Source organism: Planctobacterium marinum, assembly GCF_036322805.1.
In the GTDB taxonomy this organism is placed as follows: domain Bacteria; phylum Pseudomonadota; class Gammaproteobacteria; order Enterobacterales; family Alteromonadaceae; genus Planctobacterium; species Planctobacterium marinum_A.
In genome coordinates, this window is record NZ_AP027272.1 from 1,054,040 (window position 1) to 1,077,580 (window position 23,541).

The window sequence follows — 23,541 nt, forward strand, 5'->3', positions numbered from 1 at the left end:
TCGTATATTAAGTTCTGATGGGATTATGGGGCAGCAGGTGATATTCTTGAAATGAATTGTTTAAATTTAAATGATTAAAAAAATGAATATCTATAGTAAAGATCTTAATTCATTACTGGTGTTTAACGTTTTGTATGAAGAACGCAACTTAACCAAAGCCGCTGAGCGATTGGCTTTAAGTCAGCCCGCTTTGAGCCATAGATTGACAAAGTTGCGCAATGAGTTTAATGATCCCTTGTTTGTGCGGGCCGCGCGCGGCTTGACCGTTACTCCGGCGGCAGAGCGATACGCACAGGAGATATCTCGCCTGGTGGCTGATCTTGAGGGGCTCTATCAAACCTTAGAGCCGGAGGATTTTTTAAAAAAGCCCCACAAAGTGAGTCTTTTTGCCACCGATCTGGTGGAGCATATCCTGGTTGCCGACTTACTCACCAGGACTCGTCATGAAGCGCCGGCATTGCAGCTGGCAATGCGAGATACGCGGGGAAAGTTGCCGAAACAGGAGTTGCAAAACGGGGAGTGTGATATTGCTATCGCTGGTTTTTTTAATGATGTACCCGGTGGTTTTTATCAGCAGTTTTTGTGCTCTCATCCATTTGTGGTGTTAGCCCACAAGGATAATCCTCACATTAACGATGAGTTACAACTCAATGAATATCTGGCCTGTAGCCATGTTATTGTGACGCTCAGCGGTGCGCTCAACGGGCAAATAGATAAGACCTTGAAGGGGATAGGTCGAGAGAGAAAAGTGATAGCCGGTTATTCCAGCTTTTTGGCGCCGCTGGAATTATTAGCCAAACAAAAAGATATTTTGTTTACTTGCGTTAAACCGGTGGCTGACATTGCTATCAGGCGAGACAACAACTTTATCTGGCACACTTGCCCTGTACCCCTTGCCTCAGTGGATTATGTGCAAATATGGCATGAGCGCACCCACAACGACCCTATGCGTAAATGGTTGAGGCAACAAATTAAAAGCATTATGAGTGAGCAGGGTACAGTATAGAGAGTTGTTGCTTCCCGGTGTGTATCCATCCCTTGAGATGTCCACTTCGATAACTCGTCTTTTAAATTGCCGACTCAACTGTGTTTTCCTCTTTGAGGGTTTCATTTAAAGACGAAAAATACGCTATAAAATCTGCCGCTGCGATTTGAATGGTGTGATTACCTGTTTTTTGCGATTGCTGCTGAATTTCACGTGTGCGGCTGAGGATGGCTTTTTGCCAATCCCGGTTGTTACGATAACCATCCTGCGTGGCTTCGGTAATGTTCATAAGGGCGTTTAACGCACCATCAAGACCGGTGCCATTTCCCCATTTATCACCAATACGGCCTTGATTGTGTTGTCTTGCCGCTGACAGTTTTTTGTTCAGGTGCGCTACCTTGGGATGCCAGGCTAATAACCTGATGTGATAATCCCAGTCCTGGAACATAGTTATGGCGGACCACAATCCTGTTTTAACGCAGGCTGAGCGCCTGAATAAACCCGAGTCGGTGCGCCACTGACTTTTGTTGATAAAGGCAATGAGCAATTCTTCACCGTTGGCGTAACCTCTGTGACCGCCCACATATACTGGCGCATGCCAGTCTGGCTGTTGGGTAAATTGAATGGTGGCAGACCAGACAAAATCCAGATTTTCGCTGTTTAGCAGGGCCACTTGTTCCGTTAATTTGTCTGGATGAATCACGTCATCAGAATCCAGAAACTGGATAAATTCTCCAGTACAACTTCGCAAGCCCTCGTTGCGACAAAGACTAGCATTTTGATATTGTTGAAATTGGTAGTGAATCGTTAATTCTGACGTCGCCTCTTGTTGTCTGAACTGCTCGATAAGCTGCCTTGTATGATCTTGTGAATCATCATCGATGACTATAATTTCTATCGGGCGATAAGACTGCTTGGCGATAGATTCCAGAGTCGCTTTGAGCAATTCAGCGCGATTATGGGTTGGAATGATGACTGAAACCAGGCCGCGCACGAAGTTAACATTTATCCCGCTTTTTGATTGAGGCATCGCTCATATTCCCTTATGCGTTGTTTGAGGTTTTTCTCAAAAACCTGAGCTAGTATGGCGATGACTTTTTTGCGATCGCCGGGACTCCAACAGGCCCGGTTTTCCAGCCCATAGCCGGCGGCGGTTTTGTTGGCGTCTATAATGTAAAGCTGTCCATCATGCTTGCAGCGCATCACGTCCAGCTCTCCCATATCCATGCCTATTTCCCGGCTAAAGCACAACATGTTTTGGATTTCTTGGGGGCTGAGTACCTCCGTGGCTGGCATAGGCGTTAACTTGTGGCGCTTGCACTGACGAATGTCGCTGGTGGGATAATCTCGCTGAGACACATAAACCAAGGGGATCTCTCCCAATATTACCGGGATCCGATATTCAATTTGCAAACCGTTTTCTCTGGTTTCGATAATGCGTTGATAAACCCAATCTTGCTGAATTTTTTCCACCGGGCAATCCACTACAAATCCATGTCTGACAGCATTGCCATCTGGTTTAAAAATGCATTTTCCTCGGTATGTTGTGGGATCAACAAAGGTGGTTTGACCGAATAAGCGATAAATGGTGTTTTCTACATGCTGCTTGCTGATATCCGTGCAACCTATGTTGATGACTGGTTTACTGAGTGCAATCTCCTGTAATACTTCCGGTACTTCTAAAAAGGTTTTGTCCTCCCATAACACGGCGGCATCAAAAGGGTTATCTGGAGTTAAGGTGACTGAATAGTCCAGGTAATGAAGGATGACAGCCAGGCCATAGGGCTCTTTATCTGGATAGGTTGGTGCGCAGAATAGTTGCATGACGTTCTCATTGTTATTAATTGTTTAGCTCTAAATAGCCGATTTACTCGCTTAGCTCAGCAAACTCAGCTCAAATAAGTGAGTTCAAATACATTGCTACCAACACCGGCATATAGGGTGTCGGAATCTTTATCAAAAGCGATATTGCTGATATTGGCCAGAGATGCGGGTAGCGGCTGTTCTGATAAAGGACTGATAGTGATGTCCTCAGAATAGTAAAAGGCCGGTTTATTGCCGCTTTTAGCGAATGTCAGAACGGCGGTTCTTCTGCAACAACTGGCAGCAATATTCGTTACCTGTGTGTTACAAGGAATAGCTTCGACTGGCGTTATCAGGTCGTTTTCCAGACATAGATTAAATAAGCCCCGGTCTGTTCCCAGCCAGAAGTTTTGCTCGTCTATGGCATAAATGCAGGAAATACTGGTGGTGTCGATAACGGCTGCTTGCTCACCTTTGAGATGCAATTCTTTGCAGTGTTCATTCACCAGCCAAAGGCGGGTCAGTACACGGCTTTGCGCCAATGTTTCATCGCGAAATTGCGCTTTGTTTATCTTGTTGAAGGCCACCAAGGTTTGATTATGCGCGTTGGTAGCCAGAGCACTGACAGGGCCACAAGGGATCTCTGGATAACTATAGGTTTTTTCAGTGCGTTGATATTGGCGGTTTGCCAGAGCTAGTCCACTACTTGTTCCCACCCACAACTGTTTGCCACTGCAATTAGATTTTGAGTTAGCTAAAGCGACTACATGCCTTGATGGCAGCGCCTCAATTCGGTTTTGAGCGGTGGGTTTGATTATCGGTTGGTTGCAATTCAGATATTCAAAATATAAGCCTTCTTCATCAGAGGCTACCCATACCAAAGGCTTCTGCTCCTGCTTTGCTAATGAGAGGTAAGGGCGATGGGCGGCAGCAAAGGTAATTGCAATATCATTATGAGTGTCTGTTGCAGCCACAGCTTCCGGGCGACCGCTGATAATCCAGGGATGCTGCACCGCAAACTCGGTTGCGAAGTTTTGCGCACCCGCAGTAAAGTTCTGCATGAAACCCGCAGCATTGCTGCTAAGTGTTAACCAGAATGCCCCACCGCCTTGTGATGCAACCCACAAGTCACCGCGTTCATCCAGAGCCAAGGAGGTGAGTGGATCTGCACCGAAGGTATCCAAGGAGAGCAGCTTTGATGTTACACAGTCAAAGCGATACAACAAGCCATTATTGTCAGCAATCCAGACATAGTTGTCAGCGCATGTCAGGGCGCTAATTTGTGTGGTTAAGCTATCGAATAATTCAAATTTGGAGTCACCTGATTGAAGTCGACAAAGCCCCTTATCGGTTCCAAGCCAAATGGTTTGTTTGTCATCAATGGCAATGGCGGTTACTTTTTTTGATGGCAAACCTTGCTCTTCAGTGTATTGAATCCAGCTGTTTTGTTCTGTTTGTTGAAAAACGCCATTTTGGGTGCCAACCCATAGTTTATATCTGTCATCCAGGTAAATGGTGGTGATTGATTGCTTGGCAAATTGCTCGCTATAGATTGCTGCTATCTTGTTATCTTTTCCAGATAAGCTGCAGAGTCCCAAGTCTGTACCTATATACAGAGACTGCTGCTCTTCGTCGGCCAGTAGCGTCGTAACATTGTTACTTGTCAGGCCATCATTTTCGGTATAAAAGTGCCATGTTTGGGTGTCTAACTGATAATGGATTAGCCCACCATAAGCTCCGGTCCAAACTTCGTTGTTCTTTAATTGCGCCAAGCATTGCACGTTGTTGTTTGGCAAGTTATCGGCACTGCTGAGGGTTAACCATTGGCCATTGTCAAGATTGTAACGACTGATTGCTCCCCACGTGCCAATCCAGACGTGTTTAGCGTCACTTTTTATCACAGACATGGTGTAGGTATCGGCGAATTCCGATGGTGTGGTATAAGTTTGCCATGTTGAATTTTGGGGATTATACAGGCTTACTCCACCGCCCCAGGTGGCCACCCAAAGGTTGTTGTTAAGATCCTGAAAAAGCCCCCAAACCATGTTATCACTCAAGCCATCTTTTTGGGTTAAGGTGAGAAAAGGCTGGCTGTCGGGGCTGGCAATGTTTTCGCCAAGATAGTGGCTGATACCCATTCTGGTGCCAACCCATAATCCGCCTGTTTCAGCGTAAGAAAGGCTTTGCACTGTGTTGGAGCCCAAGCCGGAGTCTGTCTTGAAGGTTTGCCAACCATTGTTCTTCAGGTTGTAGCAGATGAGACCACGATTGGTGGCGAACCAGATGTTGTTATCTCTATCACTGGTAATACAGTTGATGCTTGTGTGCTTGAGGTAATTGACCCACCTTTGGCTTTGCTTTTCCAAACAAGAAACACCAGTGCTCGTTCCTGCCCAAATATTACCTTGTTGGTCTTGATGCAAGCTGTTAATACGATCGCCAATCAGGCCATTTTGGGTGTTGTAAATTGTCCAATCAGCAGTGCTGATGGATGTTAAATCTGTACCTGTTGACAGTACGGCAATGCCACCGCCATTAGTGCCAAACCAAATATTGTTTTGTTGATCCTCCAGCAGCGACCATACCGAATTGTTGGGTAAACCCTCAGCCATAAAGAGGCTGATCCAGGTTTGTGTTGAAGGGCAATAGCAACTGGTACCATTGGCGGTGCCAAACCAGAGAGTATTGCCCTGAGTTTTGAGCATTGAACGAATATCGGGATTTGCCAGCCCGTCGACTTCAGTAAAGGTTTGCCAGCGATTTTCATTGGGTTGAAAATAGCTGACTCCACTGCCAGATGTTGCTATGTAAAAGCCGCGATGCTGGTCTTCCAGGATCACTGTCGCTTTGGCATTAGCAATTCCGGCAGCGATAAACTGAATATCAATAGGCGTGGCGTTCATATTACTCAGCCTACTTAAGCGACTGTTGCAGCGAAGATGATCTGCGGTTCATCAATTTATCGTAATAATCTTTGCGTTCTTTGGCGCTCATATCCGATGCCGCGACAGGGTCAACAAAGAAACCATTACCGCCGATACCAAAGCCCAAAAAGCTCATGTCTTGTCCTGCAACTTGGGCATTGCCGTGACAGCCCATGCAACCACCCATAGTCCATTTGGCGGCACCAATCATGCTTTTTTGTGGGGCAGGGGATACGTTAGGGCCTTTAATTCCTTTGGTATTGGGTAATGCACGGTAATTGGTAAAAGTATATTGATTACCTGAGTTTGGATTATCCACAGCACCGGAAAATAACTGCAATCCCGGCTGGCTGCTTTCTACAGCAATATTCGCCAGATAATAATCCAGTGGCACAGTACCATTGTTGTCGGGGTAACTGGTGGGAATAGCTTGTACGCCTTTCAGGCGATAATTGCGCCATACAGAGTCTGCTGGCATAAGCGCGGCAACCTGATTGTTGACATCGTTGACTTCGGCACTGATGGTTTTCAAACGCTTAACCGGAAAGCGAGAGTCATCAGCTGCCCCGGCAGCAGGCAAGGTATAGTCTGTGCGAGTATTCGTAGCACCGGATTGCCCCGGCGCATTAACTGAATAGGCGCCATAAGCGTTGGTTTGGGTTGGAGAGTCCTTACCATATTTTAATGTGGTGTAGGACAAATCAATCTCAGGATCGATGATTTTACCTTCTGAGGTGACTACCGCATCTACATGTTCAAAGGTGGTAAAGATAAAGGTTTGATAATTATTGGTTTTCTGAATGATATGTAAGCCAATGAGGGCAAACTTATCAGACACCGGCTGGTAGTTTTCATCATCACCCACATAATAGGTGGCTTCAACCTGATGAAACTTGGTGGGGTCCACGTTTTTCATATCACTAACACGACGCCAGGCGGATTTAACCTCGATAGTTGAGACCGTTTTTGCCTGATCTCCATTTACAATCGGATGAGGGAACTCCAGGCTATTGGGTGGAGACTTAACACTACCGATATCCCATACATAATCCAGTTCTACATCATTGACTTTGGCCATATAGAGCACCGGGAAGTCGGGATCATTGCCATGGCTGTAGTACAGCATGTTCTGACCCACCTGATTGTTTTCATCCAGGTTGACGTAGTTTGCCCCTTTTATAACCTTTTGCTCTGCTTTCCTGCTGTCGTTGTTTTCTCCCAAGTAGTAATAATAAGTCGGCACTTGATTGGCCGGGGAAGCGGGCTTAGTGCCATCAGCCTTGAAATAAGGGAAGGCTTCAGCCCGATGATAGAAGCTTTGCCAGACGGTAGGGTTCGCCTGTGGCTGGTAGCCATCGGTTGAATTAAAGTTGCGTTTGGCGTCTGGTTGCGCTCTACCGGCACCGCTTTGTAGTGTTGCGGTAGTGGGTTGATTAGCGGCAATAAACAAACGCCAGGCGTGATTTGCCAGTTGTGTTTGAGAGGCATTTGGTACCAATTCATTGGGGAATTGGTAGCCATTGAGGGTGAGTTCAGAAGCGCTAATGGCGCTTCCGTCGTCAACACCGCCTTTGCCATTATAACCTGCATGGGCTGTACCCACGGCTAATAATGCGCTTAGTAGTGAAGCGCTCACTGTTTTTATTGCTGTCTGTTTCATTTCATTCACCTGTAGTGAGTTTGATTAATGGACTATTGCTTCGCTAATGGCGATTTAAGTGGCTGTAAAGCGTCGAAAATGTGACTGACTTTGGTGGGAACAGCTTTGTCCGGCTCATTACTGCCCGAGTTATGGCAAGAGAAACAATTGGCGTGGTATACCGCGCCATCAATATCGGTTTGATACTGATAAAATGTTTCCATTGTTGTATTCGCCAGGAACAACGAGCCTCGGAAATAGGTATTCGTTGGGTCATTGTCATTACTGGGTGGGAACATCACAGGATAGCCACCAGGGATTTGACCTTCAGCAGACCAGATACCACCCACTTGCACGTAATTGCCTCGAATATCGCCTTCTGCGAGCTGTGATAGAACCGACTTATTAATGGAGGCCAGATCAGTATTGTTGGCTAAGGTTTCATCTTTGAGGTCTGCACGGTTTTGTACGTTACCCCATGGATTTACGCCGTAAACATCTACCGGACCGATAGGATCTGACCCTTTCGAAACAATGGCGGTCGTGACGGTACTTTTCTCTATATTCTGAGCTGTGGCATTGGCGCTAATTTGAGCGGGACGGGTGCCGTTATCTGGAAAGAAAATCCAATCGCCAGCAGCGTTGAAACTCTGCTTGCTTGTGATTTTTCTCTTCTCATCCACATAGTAGTCATAGCTGTTATTGGGCTGGTTTTTCACATGCTCAAAAGTGCTCCAAATCATTTCCGGGTGACCTTCAACCGTGCCGCCAATATGGAAACCCACCATGGCCAGGGTTTTAGTTTCGGTCTTGCCAGAATATTTCCACTTTTTAGGATCTTTGGTTCTGTCAAAAATCGGCACTGTGGCTTGGGTAATAATGTAATCATCGCGATCGGTGACGGTATCTGCATCCACCCAGGATATTTTAAGCTCCAATATCATGGTTTTGGGGTCGACTAACTCTCTACCGTAAATGCTGGAAAGCGCGTCCAGGTCCAGCATCTGCAATGCAGTAGAGGGGAATTCTTTTGGTAGAGTCGCTGCCAACGGCTTGATTTCACGTTGCAGTGCTGAGGGCAATTTGTTGATCAGTGAGGTATCGCCATTTTTAATCGCCACACCAGTGCGGTACATGGCGAAGGCATCATTGGCATAAATGCTGTAATAAACCAGTGACTCTTTCTGAGAAAGTAGTACATCATCTTCGCCAGCCTGACCAAGCTCGATGGTTTCATCACCTTTACCAACTCGAAAGCCAATTGCCACCGTACCATTTGAGGCAATGAATTCCCGTTTATTGTCGCTTTCGACAGAGACATCATAAAACTGGGGAGGGGTGTTAAATACGTGGTAATTCTCATTTGCACTGGTCATCCAGAGAAACATTTGTGCTCCCCAACGATAAAAATCACAACGAGTATTGTCATCAAAATCGGCAAATTTACGTGCGGTGCTGTCTGCGGCTTTCACAGCGCCGTTGGCAATCACCTCGTCACCGTGAAACCACTTCTTGAAGTCATTATTTTTAACCGTGCAAGTCATATCGACATCAGCCGGGAGACGTGCGTTTTTGACGAACTGGTTATTGGTATCCGGGGCCTTACCACTATTTGAACCTACACATCCCGCGGTTAAGGTGAGTGTCGAAATAGCGACAAGCAAAACGCGTTTACTCCTGCGAGATAACGCATAGTGTGAAAATCTGGTTAGCATTGACATAGTGTGTTCCTCTGCTGTGGTTAAGTAGTTAATTCGCTCACCAGCGAGCGAGAGTTGAGATTGCGCGATAATTCCAGTTTCAAGCTGTCGAAATTTTCGATTAGCTGTGCGAGTGGATATGGATTTTGTTTTCGGCTTCTGGCTTCTAACGGCAGCGGGCGCAGCCCTAAGGCGGTTTGAAGGCGAGCTTGTTCTTTGCTGTTGAACAGGTCTTCGTAGGCAATGTGGGTGACATCGCCAACTAAGGTCTTTTCCAATTCCGCGTAGTAATTCTGATTAAAGCGGATGGCCTCTAGCAGCGAACCTGGATTAACCTTAACTGCCTTTGCGCCAGCAACTTCTTGATTGCCGTAGTCTTCCCAAATACCAGTTTGCTCGGCAATCAGTCGGGAAACGTAAACCGCCACTTGATTGCGCCGGGAGAGCACAATTTTGTGGATACCCGGATCGGCACAGATATGTTTAAACGCGCCGAGATGTTGTTTGTGAGTCATTTTAAAACCCACGTGGCTACAGGTTTGATTTTGCGCCCAGAGAGTGGCCAGAAAGCCTGTGGGATCAGCATCGCGCTGTGCCAGTGTACCAAGGCTAAAGTCACTGTCTCGCAAGGGGACAGCGACAAATATGCCGTCGGGATTAAAAACCTCATGATGACAAAGGACATCGGGATGCGAGTTCAGCATAGTGCACAGCAGGTTGCTGCCGGAGCGAGGTGCCGCCAGTATCACAAAACGATGTGTTGTTGGTATGAGATCAGACATGGCAAATCGACTCAACCCGTTGGGTCATAGCACTGAAGCGGTTAATCACATCAAGGCTGCCTGGATTCACCAGATACACCGAGCCATCGTAAGAGGTCACTGCAATATGCTCATTTATGATGGCAATACCACTGATCCCGTTTTGGGCGATGGTTTTACGGCTGACCTTTTCATCTGAAATCACAACCTGCAGCAGTTCTCCCCAATAATTTGTCACTATGACTGTGTCATCGTTGATAAAACAGAGGGCCTTGGGAGAACGGTTGCCAAGTGGAATGTTGGCGCACAATAAACCGCTATTTAAATCGTGAATTTTGAGGGTAAAGTCTCGACCCGCGCTGGCTATAAACCTGCCTGAAGGAGAAATATCGACATCATCTATGATGGCGGTATGGGCTTTAAAATCAGCGATAATCTCGCCATCAAAATACCATGCGCGTAGCGTACCTTCCGCGCAGCAACTTACCCCGATAGGTTTGCCAGGATGCAGTGCCAGCGCTTTAACTGCGTTGGGGTGGATGGCCAGACGTTGTTTGATACTGCCTGTACCAGACAGGTTTACCACAGTGCCACTGTAGCAGGCGGCGAAAATATCCCCCTGATAATCAGGTATGGTAGCAACCCTTAAGCAATTGAGGGGACCTTCGTTCAGCCGAACTTCCAGGTTACTGGTAGCACTGCGCTCAGGGAAAAAATAAAGGCATTGGTTATGTGCTCCTGCAATCGTATGCCGGGTAGTGGGTGACCAGGCTATAGCGTTCATAAGTATACGCCCCTGATCTGGTCGTTTCTCTTGATTGCAGTGTGATTCTTGCGGGGTTAAGGTGATGTCGCGTACGATACCGTCGTCACTAACCACCACCAGTTCTCTATCGTTTTTAGCGGCAAGATCGTTGAAACACGCATTGCCCTCACGGGTTTTGTCCCCAATCTCATCCAGTAGCAATCCTGATTCAGCCGACCAGATAAGGACTGTGCCATCGAAGCTTCCGGCAATGATCTGCTTGCCATCAGCACTCCAGTTAAAAGACCGCTCCCACAGCGCTTTATGATGGGAAAGAGTGCACACCAAGGCGAAACTATGGTTGTCCCAGATTTGTATTTTCTGGTCGTAGGCGGCGGAAAGAATATCTCCTGTAACCGGGGAAACGGCGACTTTTTTAATGGCACTGTGATGGCCTGCAATTTCCTTGAGCAGTTCACCATTTTGTAAATCGAATATGCGCACAAAGCCGTCGTCACAGCCCAAAACAATGCGATTTCTGGAAGGATCAATGGCACAGGTATCGGTTTCAGTTTCAAATGGGCCAATCATATTGAGTTGCATGCCTGTCTCCACATCCCAGACGCGCAAGGTCATGTCGTCACCTGAGGTGTAAAGTTTGCCGTTACAATGATTTATGGAGAGAACATCTTTCTCGTGACCCAGAATGATTTTTTCGATAGCGCCATTGTTTAAATCCCAAACAATGATGCGGGTGTCTCTGGAAACTGATGCACCGCGGGAGTCAGATAAAAACACAAAATCCTCTACGTCGTCGTTGTGACCACGCAGAATGGTTTTGACTTTTTTCTCGTGTAAATCCCAGATATAAACGTTGTAATCAGAAGAGGCTGTGGCGGCGAATTTCCCATCCGCATCAACGCTGACGCGATTTACCAGGTGTTCGTGATAACCAAGTAACTCAACCTCCATGGAGGTATAGTTAAATAGCGCAACGGCACTGTCATAACCTGAGGTAATGATTTTATTACTACGGGGAATGTGCGTCGCACAGGTAATGGGTCCGCGGTGACGAGTGAATGTGTGATCTAAGTCTGACATGGTAAAAGCCTTTTAAAATTGCATGCTGATTTTGTTAATCTGTTGCGGGTGAAGTTGGTCGCAGCTGGTGCTCTCGAATTGCTTGACGTATTCACTTACCGTTAGGCCGTTGACGGCAGCATTGTTGTGATCAGCACCACTAATTTCGCAATTTGGTGCAACGCTTTGCAAAGATTGAAGCCAGTCTATGTAGTGCTGTTTTCGGACATCGGCATCGAAATGCCAATGACTGTAAATGGTGAAAAATGCGTTGCTCCACCAGAGGTAACTGCGCTTAAATTCCGCCAGTTTGTTTAACAAGGGTTGACGGTTATTAAGCAGGTCGCAGCACAAAAATTGGTGTGGTAAGCCGCGACAAACTTGCCAGTGGGCTTTAAAGTTTTCTGCACCTCCCCATTTTTGCAGTTCTTGTTGCCACATCCAGGTGATGTCAGACCAATCGACATTGTCAGGTGTGGTGCCATCCCATAATTGATAAAACACATCTGGGTGACAAAATGTCTTAAAAAGTTGCGCGATGTAACCCGGGAAATCTTCTCCATCCCAGTGCTCAATCATATGTTTTTTAATGTCTAGGGCACTTTGACTATAATCAAAAAATAGGACCTGAGTGTCTTGTGTGAATCCCTTTTCTAAAAGTATGCGATAGGGTTTGAAACCTGCGGCAACGGAGAATAAAGCCTCCAGAGGTTGGGCGAGATGTTGGGGATCGATCTCGCCGTAATTTTCAATGTTAAACAGAAACACACCGTTTTTGGCGTTATTGATTTGGCTGTTAATTTTTTCGATAAAGCGTTGTTGTGGGCTATGTTCATCAAAACTAAAGGAGGCATGATTCAGAGGCTGGCCAAACAGGGAAGTTAATAATTGGGTGGGTTGCTCAAGCTCATCGAGATAGAATCGACAATGATTGATATTGTCCCCTAGTGTCGGCAGTGTCAGATTGTTTTCATGACTCTGCGCAATCCAGTTATCGCCCGAGATATCGCTATCGTTACCAGTGAAGGCAGGTTTGCCGAGCTCGCGATATTTTTCCTGGTTTACCAACAAACAGTCAGTATTAAGCGCTTCAGTCTTTGGCCTGTTTGATTCTGCGGCCACCAGAAAATTATCTTCTTGTGATAGCGCATCAATGGAATCGTAAAATCCTTGTTTATCCCAGTTCGATAGATACCAGCGTTCATCAATGATGTGTCCTGCCGCTTGAATTAAACAAAATCTGGCGTCGGTACGACAGGCTTTTGCCATGATGTCATCGACAGTTGCTCCCTCAATAATTTCGCCTTGATAACGATACCGGCTCCAGGCGATGGTGAGTTCTCGCAGTTTTTTGTAAGTGGTATCCTTGGGGGCGTATTCACGACTCAGCAGACCAAATATTATATTTTTCATATCGCAACATCCAATTGTTCTGTGAGGTGCTGAGAATCGGTCAAGTTCACGCTTAGCAGTGTTCCTTTGCCAAACTTTTCAGCTGATATTTCGTCTTCTGGAAGGGTTTCAACCAGTTGAGTTAGGGCTTGTACGGCGTCAGGGATATGATGACAGGCCACGAAGACAGTGAGCTTGTCCACTGTATTTTGCTCCAGGAATGACTTGATCAGTGTTGGTCCTCCTTCCACCAGGAGGGAGGCGACTCCCGCGCGTTTTAACGCTTTAAGTGGCGCCATTAGAGAATGGTTTGCACTGTATATTGCATGACAGCCACTAATGCCGGCTACATCGGCACCTACCACAAAGGTTTCTCTTGGTTGAGTATCGTCCTTGATTTGCAGTGTGTGGTGACCGCCAAAGATCACTCGATGGGGCTGGCTGGTGGGTTTTCTGCCAAGACATTCGGCTCGACTGGTTAATTTAGGAGAATCGTTTATCCAGGTATTTGCACCAACCGCAATGGCATCATAAGTTTCTCTGAGACCATGCACGCGTTGCCAGTCTTTATCGCAGGAGATGGACAGACATTGCCCTTTTGTGTCTGCGAGCTTTGATTGTTTAGTGATGGCGAAATTAACGTGCACAAAAGGCCGTTGAGAAATTTGTGATGATGTGTGGCTAATTTTTTCCTGAGTTTCGTATAGTGAGCGGGTTTTTATCATGTGTCCCATTAATTTCTGTTTGGTATCCAGGTAATCGATGGAACTGCAGGTAGGGGTGGCAGGTACAGGGATCCGTCCGGTAACGTCTATGCCCAGCCCTGTTAGTTGCTCAATTTTGTCCGGGTTGTTGGTCATCAGCTTAATAGACTTCACTGAGAAGTAATCCAGAACGCCTTTCACATCTTCATAGGTTCTGGCATCTACCGGTAAGCCTAATTTAGTATTGGCTTCTATTGTGTCGTACCCTTGCTCTTGCAAACCGTAGGCGCGAATTTTGTTAGCCAATCCAATGCCGCGACCTTCTTGCAATAGATAGAGAACGATGCCGTTTTGCTGGAATACGTAATTCAAGGCATAGTCCAGTTGCTGCTTGCAGTCGCACTTTTGCGAACCCAGTACTTCTGAAGTAAAGCAAGAGGAATGTACTCTAACAGGGAGGTCTTTTTGCTGGTCCAGTGTGCCGTGATGGACGGCAACCACATCTAAGCCTTGCGAGTTTGTGAAGATAGAAACGTCAAACGTCCCCATTTCCATAGGTAATTTTGTCCTGGCCTCAAATCTCATTTTGACTCCTTATCCAGTTTGAGAGAAACATCTTGTTCTGTGCTCAAAACGCTCTGAGGATACTTTTAACCTTTCTTTGGTAAGGTAAATAAAATGTCCACAATAAAAATAGGTGATGACATGGACTTTAGCTATTACAGGGCCTTACAAAAATTGCACGACAAATGTAAGGTATTGAATTTAAGGGTAATAAAAATATTCCATGCGTGCTTTGGAAAGTGAATGATGAGTAACCTGAGGAGGCTCCAATCGAGGACTGAGTTGGGAACACAGAAGCTAAAGTCGAGCTTTGAAATTTCCGTTCAAGTATGAGCTTCGCAAGGGAGGACTTTAATTTACGTGGCTATTTTCTTGGTGAGGGTTTTATTGGTTTGGGTTTTGGGACTTGAGTTAATGTGTTTTGTTTTCCCTCACCAGTACTGGGGAGATTCCGAGAAGTTTCTGCTTTTGTCGTTTGACCCGGTGTTTGGTTTTTTTTCTGCTGTTTCTGTTGCGCTTCGACGCGACGTTTATAACCTGCGGGATCTTTCAGGGCTCCCCGTAATTCCTTAAAAAAATCCTGAGCCGTAGGTTGCTGTTGCTGAGGAACTCCTTTGTGTTGCCTTTGCTGTTGTTGCTCTTGCATTTGGTGATTTTGCTGAGCCGCACGTTCTTGCTGCTTTTGCTGTGCTTCGCGCTTGAATTTTGCTGGATCTTGCATCGCCGTTTGCAGGCGTTTCATGAATTCACCGGCAGTGATGTTGCTATCGTCTTGATTGTTTTGATTAGGTTGAGCTTGCATACTCATTCGGCGGCTGTCGTTTTCCCCATTGGGATTGAAACCAGTATTGCCCGGAGGTTGCAAGAATCCGGGTCGTTGTGGGGCTTCTCCGGGATTGGGCTTTTCTGCTTCACCAATAAGCTTATCCATAAAGCCTGAAACCAGATTGAATCCGGTTTTTTGCGCGAAATTCAGATTCGGTCTGTCGGAGTTTTTGGCGAAAGCGGCCCTACCTAAGTTTTGCAATTGGTCTTTGATGCCGAAGTTGTTGGCGCTGCCAGGTTGACTATTTTGCCGGCCTTCATTTTTAATTTTACCGAATCCTTCGGGAGCCCCAAATACAGCGTTGGAGCGATCTCTTGTTGGAGGTTCGAATACGGCGTTGGCTCGACTGCGTGTTGGAGGTTCTGTGATAGCGTTGGAGCGATTTCTGGTGATACTTTTTGGATCATTGGCAAAGGCATTCCTACCTTGGTTTTTGATGATGCCAAAGTTGCTTTTAGGTTGATGCTTGGGTCCGTCATTTGACTTCCCGTCATTGCCATTCATATCTTAGGGTATCGTAAAGAAATTCCGAGATTTTGTTTTACTCCCCCTGCAATATCAGCGAAGTCATTAATGCTGTCAATTTTACTTACCAGATATTAGCCTGCAAATATTGTATTTTGTCCAACAAACGCACATATTAGAATTATGCTGAAAGGAGAGCCAAGCCCCATTGCGAATACAGAGTAAAAACTTTTTAAGCAGCATCCGGTCTGCGGTTGAGAATCGAAAGATTTTTCGTTCTAAACCATCTACTGAGCAAAAAAGACTTTTTGATAGCAAGATGTTTGATCACAAAGAGTTGTCTTTCAAGGTGCGAAAGGCTTTGGTTGTGTTGCAAAAAGGGCTGGCGCAAGAGCGAGAAGAAACCAAACAGATGTTGGCTGTCTATCACAAATACACGCGAGGTGAAGCCTCCGAGCAAGAGATGTTGGAGGCCAATCAGCAGTTTCGAGATGTGATAAAAGGCTTGGGACTCAGTGTGGTAGTGATTTTGCCTTTTTCTCCAATTACGCTGCCTGCGATTGTTAAGCTTGGGCAAAAGTTTGGTATTGAAGTGCTGCCAAGTGCTTTCAAAGAGCAGTTTCACCTTGAAAATGATGGGAAGTCATTACAGATGGGAGCGATCCCTGAAGACTCTAATAAAACTCCACCTGTAGACTCTTCAGAGAGTGATTTAGCCGAAACGCCTAAGCATCGCGATTAACTGCGATATCTGCCAGCGATACTAATGCTTGCTTGTACTTTGATTCCGGAATGGGAGCGAGCGCAGCAACGGCTTGATCTCGAGCCTGCAATGCGAGCTTTTTGGTGTAGTCTAGCGAGCCAGTGCTGTGCATTGTGGCCAGGATCGTTTCGAAATGCTCAGTACCATTATTATTTTCAATAGCAGAGCGGATCATTTCACTCTGATCTGGTGCGCTATGCCACATTGCATGTAACAGTGGCAAAGTGGGTTTGCCTTCAGCAAGGTCATCGCCGGCATTCTTGCCCATAGTACCGCTGTCTGCAGCATAATCGAGAATATCATCCATCAGCTGGAACGCAGTGCCCAGGTATTTACCGTAGTCCTGCATGGCCGTCTCAATTTCTGCTGATTGGTCTGTTAATACCGCGGCCAGTTGAGTTGCTGCTTCAAACAAGCGAGCGGTTTTACTGTAAATCACCTGCAGGTAACGCTCTTCGGTGGTATCTGGGTCGTTGCAATTCATTAACTGTAGCACTTCGCCTTCGGCTATCACATTGGTGGCATTAGCCAGGATTTCCATTACCCGAAAACGCTCAAGACTCACCATCATCTGGAAAGAGCGAGTATATAAGAAGTCACCCACCAGGACGCTGGCCTGATTGCCAAAAACTTCGTTGGCGGTTTCTCGTCCACGACGCATAGTGGATTCATCCACCACGTCATCGTGCAATAAGGTGGCCGTATGGATAAACTCAATAATGGCTGCCAGTGTGTGGTGCTGATTGTTTTGGATATTTAGTGCACGAGCTGCCAGTACACACAACATCGGACGAAGTCGTTTACCGCCACTGTTAACAATGTAAAATCCAAGTTGGTTCACCAGAGAGACTTCTGATTGCACTTGTTCCTGGATTAGTTGGTTGACACTCAGCATGTCTGAGTCGCTGAGTAGACGAATTTGCTCTATTTCCATTGGCGAAGGGTACAGATAAGCGTTTGAATTTAAATTCCTAAGTGCGCGAATTCTGACAAAAAATCATTGCGGTATCCAGTTTTTCTGGCCTGTCGAAGCAAAATGCCGATGGAAACGGGAATTGTACAAAATAAATTCAAATTTAGCCTTGATAGTCATAGATAATTCACATACAATTCGCGCCCTGTTTTTTGAATGAATGCACTGAATAGTTTCGGGTAAACACAGTGCAAGTGCGGAGTAAGTTATGTACGCGGTTTTCCAAAGTGGTGGTAAACAACACCGTGTGGCTGAGGGCCAAACTGTTCGCCTGGAAAAAATTGAAGTAGCTCCAGGTGAAACTGTTACTTTTGACGAAGTAATGATGGTGAGTAATGGAGACGATATTAAAATCGGTACTCCATATGTAGCGGGCGGCAAAGTGACTGCAGAAGTAGTGACTCATGGTCGTGGCGAGAAGGTAAAGATTGTTAAATTCCGTCGCCGTAAGCATTCACGTTCTCAGATGGGCCACCGTCAGTGGTTCACAGAAGTGAAGATTACTGGCATTAGCGCTTAATAGGAGAGACGACAAATGGCACACAAAAAGGCCGGTGGTAGTACTAAGAACGGTCGTGACTCAGAAAGCAAACGCTTAGGTGTTAAGCGTTTCGGTGGTGAGTCTGTTCTGGCTGGTAACATCCTTGTTCGTCAACGTGGTACTAAGTTCCACGCAGGTGACAACGTAGGTATTGGTAAAGACCACACTTTATTCGCTTTATCAGACGGTAAAGTTCAGTTCGACGTTAAAGGTCCTAAGAACCGTAAATACGTGAACATCGTAGCTGCTTAATCAGCACTTCGAACCGAATTGAAAAACCCCGCATAAGCGGGGTTTTTTTTGTTATATTGTAGGTTCGACCTACAAAAATGTAGGTTCTGCTTTAGCTGGACATTGGGGGTTATTTGACTGCCCTTGTCCGACTGAAGTCAAACCTACAGATATTTTCTTAAATATATAGTTAGATCCTCATGAAATTCGTAGATGAAGTTGATATCCGTGTTGAAGCGGGTGATGGTGGTAACGGTATTGTTAGTTTCCGTCGTGAAAAGTATATCCCCAGAGGTGGCCCTGATGGCGGCGACGGTGGTGACGGCGGTGACGTGTATTTGTTAGCTGACGAAAACCTGAATACGTTGATCGATTATCAATTTGAGCGATTTCACCGTGCTGAAAGAGGTCAAAATGGCCAGCGTACCGATTGTACCGGAAAGCGCGGTCAGGATTTGGTTATAAACATGCCGGTGGGGACAAGAGTTACTGACAAAGATACTGGTGAAGTGCTGGGTGATTTGACCCGCAATGGTCAAAAGCTGATGGTGGCAAAAGGCGGTTTTCACGGTTTGGGAAATGCCAGATTCAAAAGCAGTACTAACCGTGCTCCAAGACAAAAATCCAACGGCACGCCGGGGGAAATTCGAAATCTGCACCTGGAGCTCATGTTATTGGCTGACGTCGGTCTGTTAGGTTTGCCTAATGCTGGCAAAAGTACTTTTATTCGTAGCGTATCAGCAGCTAAACCTAAAGTGGCTGATTACCCATTTACTACGCTGGTTCCTAATCTTGGGGTGGTGCGTCAGGACGCTCGTCGCAGTTTTGTTATTGCTGATATACCGGGCCTTATTGAAGGTGCTTCAGATGGTGCTGGTCTGGGAATTCGTTTCCTCAAACATCTTGAGCGTTGCCGGGTGCTGTTGCATTTGATCGACTTATTGCCTGCCGATCAGTCCGACCCACTAGAAAACGCCAAGACCATTATTGCAGAGCTGGAAAAATACAGCCCTAAGCTTGCTGCAAAGCCTCGGTGGATCGTGTTTAATAAGATTGATTTGATGCTGCCCGACGAAGTTGAGGCAGAATGTCAGCGCATTCTCGAGGGGTTAGGGTGGGATGAAAAACACTTCCAAATCTCGGCATTCCAAAAGTTAGGTACGGATGCGCTTTGTCACGATGTTATGAACATGTTGGACACCTTGCCTGTTGAAGAGCTCAATACTGAAGAGGAGACGGACTTCAAGTGGGACAATTATCAAGAGCAGGTGATGTCGGAATACGAAGATGACGATGACGACGATGATTGGGATGACGACGATTACGATGTGGAAGTAATTTACGAGCGCTAATATGAAAATCTCAATGATTGCCGCTATGGCAAAAAATCGTATTATCGGCTCAGATAATCAAATGCCATGGCACTTGCCCGCAGATCTCAAACACTTTAAAGCCGTGACTTTGGGCAAGCCGGTGATTATGGGACGCAAGACATTCGAATCCATTGGTCGCCCTTTACCAGGGCGATTGAATATTGTCATCAGTCGCTCAGGATTTAACGCCGAAGGCGTGACCGTTGTTTCAACTCCAGATGCGGCGTTAGAGGCAGCCGGTGACGTTCCTGAAGTAATGATTATTGGTGGTGGTGTTATTTACGATTTGTTCTTATCTAAAGCGACACGCCTCTACCTTACCTTTATCGACCTTGAGGTAGCTGGAGACACGAAATTTCCTGACTACGAGCAAGTGGCAAAGTGGCTAGAAGTTGAATCTGAAACGCATCAGGCGGATGATAAAAACCCCAATAACTATTGCTTTGTCACTCTTGATAAAAGTGACTAAACTCTCCCTGAAACCGACTTAAACATAGTTGGGTAACCAGTTTTGCACTGACTCTTTGCTGGTTACTGCTACGCTATTTGGGACTTCCTCGTAACGCAAATCCACAACTTTCTGATCTTGAACTAACATCACATAGCGGGTGGAACGTTTGCCCAAACCTAATTGGCTCAGATCTATATCAAGGCCCAATTTAGTGGCAAAGTTTGCGTTTTTATCAGTGTAGAGTGTCATGCTGTTTTTCACCTGCATTTTTTCTGCCCAGGCGTTTAGGCTGAATGGATCTGACGCTGAAATACAAAGCACTTTTTTGACTAACCAGTTGTCCACCAGTTCTTTGGCGTAAGGGATAAATTCAGGTAGATGTTTCTGACTACATACAGGGCCAAAGGCATTTACTACACCGACAACTAACACCATGCCCTCTTGGAATACATCTGCGGTACTAAATGACCGTATTCCTTGTGCAGCGAATTGCAAAAATTCTGCATCGGGCAGTCGTGTTCCTTTCTCAATAACTGCTTTCATAGTCGTCTCTGCTAATGCTCATTTAATGAGTTTAATCGCGGATAATAAGGAAGAAAATTCTACCTTAGTTGTAAACTTCTCAAAGCGTTCTGGCTTTTACTGATACCGTTTTGAGATCTTTCAGGTTGATAGCCGTCATCTTGCCGCCCCAAATGTAGCCGGTGTCTAGCGCATGAATGCGCTCATTCGGATTGTTACCTTCCAGAGCCGCCCAGTGACCAAATAGCAGCTGACTTTCATGTCTTAAGTCGGGATGTTGGAACCAGGGAAAGATGCCCGGAGGCGCATCTTTGGGTGTAGTTTTGAGTTGCAGATTAAGCCCCGCTTTTTGATCCACAAAACGCATGCGGGTAAAGGCATCAATCACAAACTTATGGCGCTCTAAACCGCTTAAATTGTCTGTCCATCGCTGCTCCTCATTACCATACATATATTCCAGCAAACGCCGCCATTTATCGCTTTTGAGAAACTGACTGGTCTCCTGCGCAAGTTTTAGCGCTTCGCGTTCAGACCAAAGAGGATACAGACCCGCGTGACTCAGAAAAAAGCCCTCTTCAGGAACCGCTGCCAGGGGTTTTTCCCGCAACCATTGGATGATGAGATTCTTTTTACTGCTCTGTAACAATTCGGCAAAGCCATCTTTGCCTTTTACTTCCCGAATACCCTGACTCACCGCCAGAAAATGCAGGTCGTGGTTGCCTAATACCGTGTTGAAACTGTCACCCAAGGACATTAAAAATTCGATTGTTTCGAGCGCTTGTGGCCCACGACCAATCAGGTCGCCGACAGCCCAGAGTTTATGCTGCTTAGGGTTAAAACCCACTTTAAGTAGTAGTTTTTTGAGTCCGGAATAGCAGGCCTGAATATCACCAACAACAAAAATGCTCATAGTACCCTCTGAACTCAATTCAGACTGTTAGGAACACTGAGAGTAAACACCTCAATGGGGGTTTTAAAAAGTTGTTCATCGTGACTTTTGAATTCGTAATGTCCCTGCATAAAGCCTACCGGAGTGTCCAAAATTGCCCCTGACTTGTAGGCAAACCTCTCTCCAGGTTGGATAACAGGAGTTTGACCAACAACACCAGGCCCTGCAACTTCAGAGATTTTGCCGTTACCGTCAGTAATCAACCAATATCGATTGAGCAATTGCACAGCCACCTCGGCGTGATTGGTGATGGTGATATGGTAAGAGAAAGCGTACTTGTTTTGTTCTTTGCTTATTTGTTCGGGCAACCAAGCGGTTTCCACTTCAATCTTGATCTGTTCAGGTAGTTTGCTTTCCTGCTCCATAGCAACGCCTATGATTCTGTTTTGTTGGCCAGATTTGCAAAATCCTGCAAAGACAGGGTTTCAGCTCTTGCCGCAGGATTAATACCTACTGCTTCAATATCAGCTTCTGATAATAGCTCTTTCAGACTATTGCGTATCGTTTTACGCCTTTGATTAAACGCGATAGCACATACCTGGTCCAGTGTTTTTTTATTCTGTACCTCCACAGGTGGCGCGGCATGGGGGAGCAGTCTGACCACCGCTGAATCTACTTTCGGTGGTGGTTGGAATGCGTGTGGAGGTACCTCTAATACGGGAACTACCTGACAATAGTACTGCGCCATAACCGAAAGGCGGCCATAATTTTTATGCCCGGGTTCTGCCGCCAGACGATTCACCACCTCTTTTTGCAACATAAAATGCATGTCTTGCACCAGTGTTGAGAAGCTAAACAGGTGGAACATCAAAGGTGTTGAGATATTGTAGGGTAAATTACCAAATATTCTCAGAGGCTTATCTTGTGCCAGTTGGGCAAAGTCATATTTTAAGGCATCGCTTTCAACAATGTTGAGCTTATCGCGAATAAAGGGGTGTGAGCGCAAGCGCGTGGCCAGATCGCGGTCTAATTCTACGACAGTGAGCTTTGAAACCTGTTCGCAGACAGGCTCTGTTAACGCCCCCAAGCCAGGCCCAATTTCCACCAGGTTTTCACCGTCAACTGGTCTGATAGCACTAACGATGTCGGCTATCACTTGCTCATCATGCAAGAAGTTCTGACCAAAACGTTTCCGGGCTACATGCCCAAGATGTGCTTTACTCATTGATATTCTTCGCTAATTTAATGGCTTTTCGGATGGCCACTTTAAAACTGCCATTGTCTATATTGCCGGTACCCGCCAGGTCCAGAGCGGTTCCGTGATCTACTGAGGTGCGGATAATGGGAAGTCCAAGCGTGACATTCACTGATGCGCCAAAGCCTTTGTATTTTAATACCGGTAAGCCTTGATCGTGATACATGGCTAATACCACATCTGCGTCATCCAGATATTTAGGATGGAAGATGGTATCTGCCGGTAAGGGACCAATCAGGTTAATGCCGCGTTGACGCAACATATCCAAGGTCGGATTGATTACCAGTTGTTCTTCCTTACCAATGTGGCCATTTTCTCCTGCATGAGGGTTTAAGCCGCATACGTAGATTTTAGGGGAGGGGATTTTAAACTTGGTAATTAGATCATGATTAATGATGGAAATCACTTTTTCCAGCCGCTCTGGTGTGATGGCTTTACTGACGTAGGCAAGCGGAATATGGGTGGTTACCAGTGCGACTCTTAATCCTTCGGTGGAAAGCAACATCACGACATCAGAGGTATTGCTTTGCTGTGCAAAAAACTCTGTATGGCCAGAGAAAGAGATTCCCGCTTTGTTAATAATGCTTTTGTTTACCGGACCCGTTACGACAGCATCAAATTCGCCGCGCAAATTAGCTTCGCCAGCCTGACGCAGCGTTTCAACAACGTAGCGACCGTTTTCTTCGTTTAGCTGGCCAGCAGTGACCTTAGTGGCCACTTTAACTGGCACGATAAATAGCTTTCCGGCGGGCAACACATCGCTGCGTTCAGGCGCGTATTCTACTAAGCTAAGTGGCAGATTTAACTGAGCTGCACGCTCTTGCATCATGTCGGGATCAGCAAAGGCGACAAGCTGCACATCCCAATCCAATTGCGCCATTTGGATTACCAAATCAGGCCCAATACCAGCTGGCTCACCGGGGGTAACTGCTAATTTTAAAGGCATCACTGTCTC

General features: G+C 46.1%; 22 protein-coding genes. 6 read left to right on the forward strand and 16 right to left on the reverse strand.

The genetic code is table 11. The features are described from left to right. Nucleotides 1-82: 82 nt before the first annotated feature. Entirely contained in the window at nucleotides 83-1,006 is a 924-nt protein-coding gene (locus AABA75_RS04670) for a LysR family transcriptional regulator (RefSeq protein WP_338291364.1), read from the forward strand. Between the two features lie 61 nt (nucleotides 1,007-1,067). Here the strand turns inward: AABA75_RS04670 and AABA75_RS04675 are convergent, their stop codons facing one another. The 10 genes from AABA75_RS04675 to AABA75_RS04720 all read right to left on the reverse strand — a co-directional run bounded on the left by AABA75_RS04675 (nucleotide 1,068) and on the right by AABA75_RS04720 (nucleotide 15,627). After that, nucleotides 1,068-2,015, reverse strand: coding sequence for a glycosyltransferase family 2 protein (locus AABA75_RS04675; RefSeq protein WP_338291365.1), 948 nt, complete (start codon nucleotides 2,013-2,015; stop codon nucleotides 1,068-1,070). Further along, nucleotides 1,991-2,809: a hypothetical protein gene (locus AABA75_RS04680; protein WP_338291366.1), complete on the reverse strand. Its 819-nt coding sequence runs from the start codon at nucleotides 2,807-2,809 to the stop codon at nucleotides 1,991-1,993. Before AABA75_RS04680 ends, AABA75_RS04675 begins: the two co-directional genes overlap by 25 nt. A gap of 65 nt (nucleotides 2,810-2,874) precedes the next feature. Further along, nucleotides 2,875-5,691 (reverse strand): two-component regulator propeller domain-containing protein, encoded by a 2,817-nt coding sequence (locus tag AABA75_RS04685; protein WP_338291367.1) that lies wholly within the window; start codon nucleotides 5,689-5,691, stop codon nucleotides 2,875-2,877. 10 nt (nucleotides 5,692-5,701) lie between these two features. Next, entirely contained in the window at nucleotides 5,702-7,372 is a 1,671-nt protein-coding gene (locus AABA75_RS04690; protein WP_338291368.1) for a hypothetical protein, read from the reverse strand. Nucleotides 7,373-7,404: 32 nt separating this feature from the next. Further along, entirely contained in the window at nucleotides 7,405-9,066 is a 1,662-nt protein-coding gene (locus tag AABA75_RS04695) for a hypothetical protein (protein ID WP_338291369.1), read from the reverse strand. Between the two features lie 26 nt (nucleotides 9,067-9,092). Beyond that, entirely contained in the window at nucleotides 9,093-9,833 is a 741-nt protein-coding gene (locus tag AABA75_RS04700; RefSeq protein ID WP_338291370.1) for a hypothetical protein, read from the reverse strand. Beyond that, nucleotides 9,826-11,658 carry a WD40 repeat domain-containing protein gene (locus AABA75_RS04705; RefSeq protein ID WP_338291371.1) on the reverse strand — a complete coding sequence of 611 codons (1,833 nt, stop codon included), beginning with the start codon at nucleotides 11,656-11,658 and terminating at the stop codon, nucleotides 9,826-9,828. Before AABA75_RS04705 ends, AABA75_RS04700 begins: the two co-directional genes overlap by 8 nt. A gap of 12 nt (nucleotides 11,659-11,670) precedes the next feature. Next, a complete protein-coding gene (locus AABA75_RS04710) occupies nucleotides 11,671-13,050 on the reverse strand; it encodes a hypothetical protein (RefSeq protein WP_338291372.1) in 1,380 nt (459 codons plus the stop codon). Further along, the gene (gene ribA, locus AABA75_RS04715) at nucleotides 13,047-14,318 is read right to left on the reverse strand and encodes a GTP cyclohydrolase II RibA (protein ID WP_338291373.1); all 1,272 of its coding nucleotides are present in this window, start codon (nucleotides 14,316-14,318) and stop codon (nucleotides 13,047-13,049) included. The genes AABA75_RS04710 and ribA overlap by 4 nt, the downstream gene beginning before the upstream one ends. Nucleotides 14,319-14,661: 343 nt before the next feature. Continuing rightward, on the reverse strand, nucleotides 14,662-15,627 hold the full coding sequence (locus tag AABA75_RS04720) for a hypothetical protein (RefSeq protein ID WP_338291374.1): 966 nt from the start codon (nucleotides 15,625-15,627) through the stop codon (nucleotides 14,662-14,664). A 280-nt stretch (nucleotides 15,628-15,907) separates the two neighbouring features. On the opposite strand from AABA75_RS04720, the gene AABA75_RS04725 reads away from it, so the two are divergent. After that, the gene (locus tag AABA75_RS04725) at nucleotides 15,908-16,330 is read left to right on the forward strand and encodes a hypothetical protein (protein WP_338291376.1); all 423 of its coding nucleotides are present in this window, start codon (nucleotides 15,908-15,910) and stop codon (nucleotides 16,328-16,330) included. On the opposite strand, the gene ispB is transcribed toward AABA75_RS04725, so the two are convergent. Further along, complete coding sequence (gene ispB / locus AABA75_RS04730; protein ID WP_338291377.1) at nucleotides 16,314-17,285, reverse strand: octaprenyl diphosphate synthase; 972 nt, start codon at nucleotides 17,283-17,285, stop codon at nucleotides 16,314-16,316. The two genes, AABA75_RS04725 and ispB, sit on opposite strands and share 17 nt — an antisense overlap. Nucleotides 17,286-17,532: 247 nt before the next feature. Between ispB and rplU the strand changes: the two genes are divergently transcribed. The 4 genes from rplU to folA all read left to right on the forward strand — a co-directional run bounded on the left by rplU (nucleotide 17,533) and on the right by folA (nucleotide 19,938). Continuing rightward, nucleotides 17,533-17,844 (forward strand): 50S ribosomal protein L21, encoded by a 312-nt coding sequence (gene rplU / locus AABA75_RS04735; RefSeq protein WP_338291378.1) that lies wholly within the window; start codon nucleotides 17,533-17,535, stop codon nucleotides 17,842-17,844. A 15-nt stretch (nucleotides 17,845-17,859) separates the two neighbouring features. Then, a complete protein-coding gene (gene rpmA / locus AABA75_RS04740; protein ID WP_338291379.1) occupies nucleotides 17,860-18,117 on the forward strand; it encodes a 50S ribosomal protein L27 in 258 nt (85 codons plus the stop codon). Between the two features lie 179 nt (nucleotides 18,118-18,296). After that, the gene (cgtA, locus tag AABA75_RS04745) at nucleotides 18,297-19,448 is read left to right on the forward strand and encodes an Obg family GTPase CgtA (protein ID WP_338291380.1); all 1,152 of its coding nucleotides are present in this window, start codon (nucleotides 18,297-18,299) and stop codon (nucleotides 19,446-19,448) included. A gap of 1 nt (nucleotide 19,449) precedes the next feature. After that, nucleotides 19,450-19,938, forward strand: a complete 489-nt coding sequence (gene folA / locus AABA75_RS04750) for a type 3 dihydrofolate reductase (RefSeq protein WP_338291381.1) — start codon at nucleotides 19,450-19,452, stop codon at nucleotides 19,936-19,938. 18 nt (nucleotides 19,939-19,956) lie between these two features. On the opposite strand, the gene AABA75_RS04755 is transcribed toward folA, so the two are convergent. From AABA75_RS04755 to pdxA, 5 genes are all read right to left on the reverse strand, one after another. Continuing rightward, nucleotides 19,957-20,463 (reverse strand): redoxin family protein, encoded by a 507-nt coding sequence (locus AABA75_RS04755; protein WP_338291382.1) that lies wholly within the window; start codon nucleotides 20,461-20,463, stop codon nucleotides 19,957-19,959. A 79-nt stretch (nucleotides 20,464-20,542) separates the two neighbouring features. Continuing rightward, entirely contained in the window at nucleotides 20,543-21,352 is an 810-nt protein-coding gene (locus AABA75_RS04760) for a symmetrical bis(5'-nucleosyl)-tetraphosphatase (protein ID WP_338291384.1), read from the reverse strand. 14 nt (nucleotides 21,353-21,366) lie between these two features. Then, a complete protein-coding gene (gene apaG, locus AABA75_RS04765; protein ID WP_338291385.1) occupies nucleotides 21,367-21,756 on the reverse strand; it encodes a Co2+/Mg2+ efflux protein ApaG in 390 nt (129 codons plus the stop codon). Between the two features lie 8 nt (nucleotides 21,757-21,764). Beyond that, nucleotides 21,765-22,556 carry a 16S rRNA (adenine(1518)-N(6)/adenine(1519)-N(6))-dimethyltransferase RsmA gene (gene rsmA, locus AABA75_RS04770; protein WP_338291387.1) on the reverse strand — a complete coding sequence of 264 codons (792 nt, stop codon included), beginning with the start codon at nucleotides 22,554-22,556 and terminating at the stop codon, nucleotides 21,765-21,767. Continuing rightward, nucleotides 22,549-23,532 (reverse strand): 4-hydroxythreonine-4-phosphate dehydrogenase PdxA, encoded by a 984-nt coding sequence (gene pdxA / locus AABA75_RS04775; protein WP_338291388.1) that lies wholly within the window; start codon nucleotides 23,530-23,532, stop codon nucleotides 22,549-22,551. Before pdxA ends, rsmA begins: the two co-directional genes overlap by 8 nt. Between the last annotated feature and the right edge of the window lie 9 nt (nucleotides 23,533-23,541).

Excerpts from the sequence above, each read along its gene's own strand:
- apaG (WP_338291385.1), bottom strand. The coding sequence starts at position 21,756 with ATGGAGCAGGAAAGCAAACTACCTGAACAGATCAAGATTGAAGTGGAA.
- folA (WP_338291381.1), top strand. The coding sequence starts at position 19,450 with ATGAAAATCTCAATGATTGCCGCTATGGCAAAAAATCGTATTATCGGC.
- AABA75_RS04675 (WP_338291365.1), bottom strand. The coding sequence starts at position 2,015 with ATGCCTCAATCAAAAAGCGGGATAAATGTTAACTTCGTGCGCGGCCTG.
- AABA75_RS04685 (WP_338291367.1), bottom strand. The coding sequence starts at position 5,691 with ATGAACGCCACGCCTATTGATATTCAGTTTATCGCTGCCGGAATTGCT.
- AABA75_RS04690 (WP_338291368.1), bottom strand. The coding sequence starts at position 7,372 with ATGAAACAGACAGCAATAAAAACAGTGAGCGCTTCACTACTAAGCGCA.
- rpmA (WP_338291379.1), top strand. The coding sequence starts at position 17,860 with ATGGCACACAAAAAGGCCGGTGGTAGTACTAAGAACGGTCGTGACTCA.
- AABA75_RS04700 (WP_338291370.1), bottom strand. The coding sequence starts at position 9,833 with ATGTCTGATCTCATACCAACAACACATCGTTTTGTGATACTGGCGGCA.
- rsmA (WP_338291387.1), bottom strand. The coding sequence starts at position 22,556 with ATGAGTAAAGCACATCTTGGGCATGTAGCCCGGAAACGTTTTGGTCAG.
- AABA75_RS04695 (WP_338291369.1), bottom strand. The coding sequence starts at position 9,066 with ATGCTAACCAGATTTTCACACTATGCGTTATCTCGCAGGAGTAAACGC.
- AABA75_RS04760 (WP_338291384.1), bottom strand. The coding sequence starts at position 21,352 with ATGAGCATTTTTGTTGTTGGTGATATTCAGGCCTGCTATTCCGGACTC.
- AABA75_RS04720 (WP_338291374.1), bottom strand. The coding sequence starts at position 15,627 with ATGAATGGCAATGACGGGAAGTCAAATGACGGACCCAAGCATCAACCT.
- AABA75_RS04705 (WP_338291371.1), bottom strand. The coding sequence starts at position 11,658 with ATGTCAGACTTAGATCACACATTCACTCGTCACCGCGGACCCATTACC.
- ispB (WP_338291377.1), bottom strand. The coding sequence starts at position 17,285 with ATGGAAATAGAGCAAATTCGTCTACTCAGCGACTCAGACATGCTGAGT.
- AABA75_RS04680 (WP_338291366.1), bottom strand. The coding sequence starts at position 2,809 with ATGCAACTATTCTGCGCACCAACCTATCCAGATAAAGAGCCCTATGGC.
- rplU (WP_338291378.1), top strand. The coding sequence starts at position 17,533 with ATGTACGCGGTTTTCCAAAGTGGTGGTAAACAACACCGTGTGGCTGAG.
- cgtA (WP_338291380.1), top strand. The coding sequence starts at position 18,297 with ATGAAATTCGTAGATGAAGTTGATATCCGTGTTGAAGCGGGTGATGGT.
- AABA75_RS04755 (WP_338291382.1), bottom strand. The coding sequence starts at position 20,463 with ATGAAAGCAGTTATTGAGAAAGGAACACGACTGCCCGATGCAGAATTT.
- pdxA (WP_338291388.1), bottom strand. The coding sequence starts at position 23,532 with ATGCCTTTAAAATTAGCAGTTACCCCCGGTGAGCCAGCTGGTATTGGG.
- ribA (WP_338291373.1), bottom strand. The coding sequence starts at position 14,318 with ATGAGATTTGAGGCCAGGACAAAATTACCTATGGAAATGGGGACGTTT.
- AABA75_RS04710 (WP_338291372.1), bottom strand. The coding sequence starts at position 13,050 with ATGAAAAATATAATATTTGGTCTGCTGAGTCGTGAATACGCCCCCAAG.
- AABA75_RS04670 (WP_338291364.1), top strand. The coding sequence starts at position 83 with ATGAATATCTATAGTAAAGATCTTAATTCATTACTGGTGTTTAACGTT.
- AABA75_RS04725 (WP_338291376.1), top strand. The coding sequence starts at position 15,908 with ATGTTTGATCACAAAGAGTTGTCTTTCAAGGTGCGAAAGGCTTTGGTT.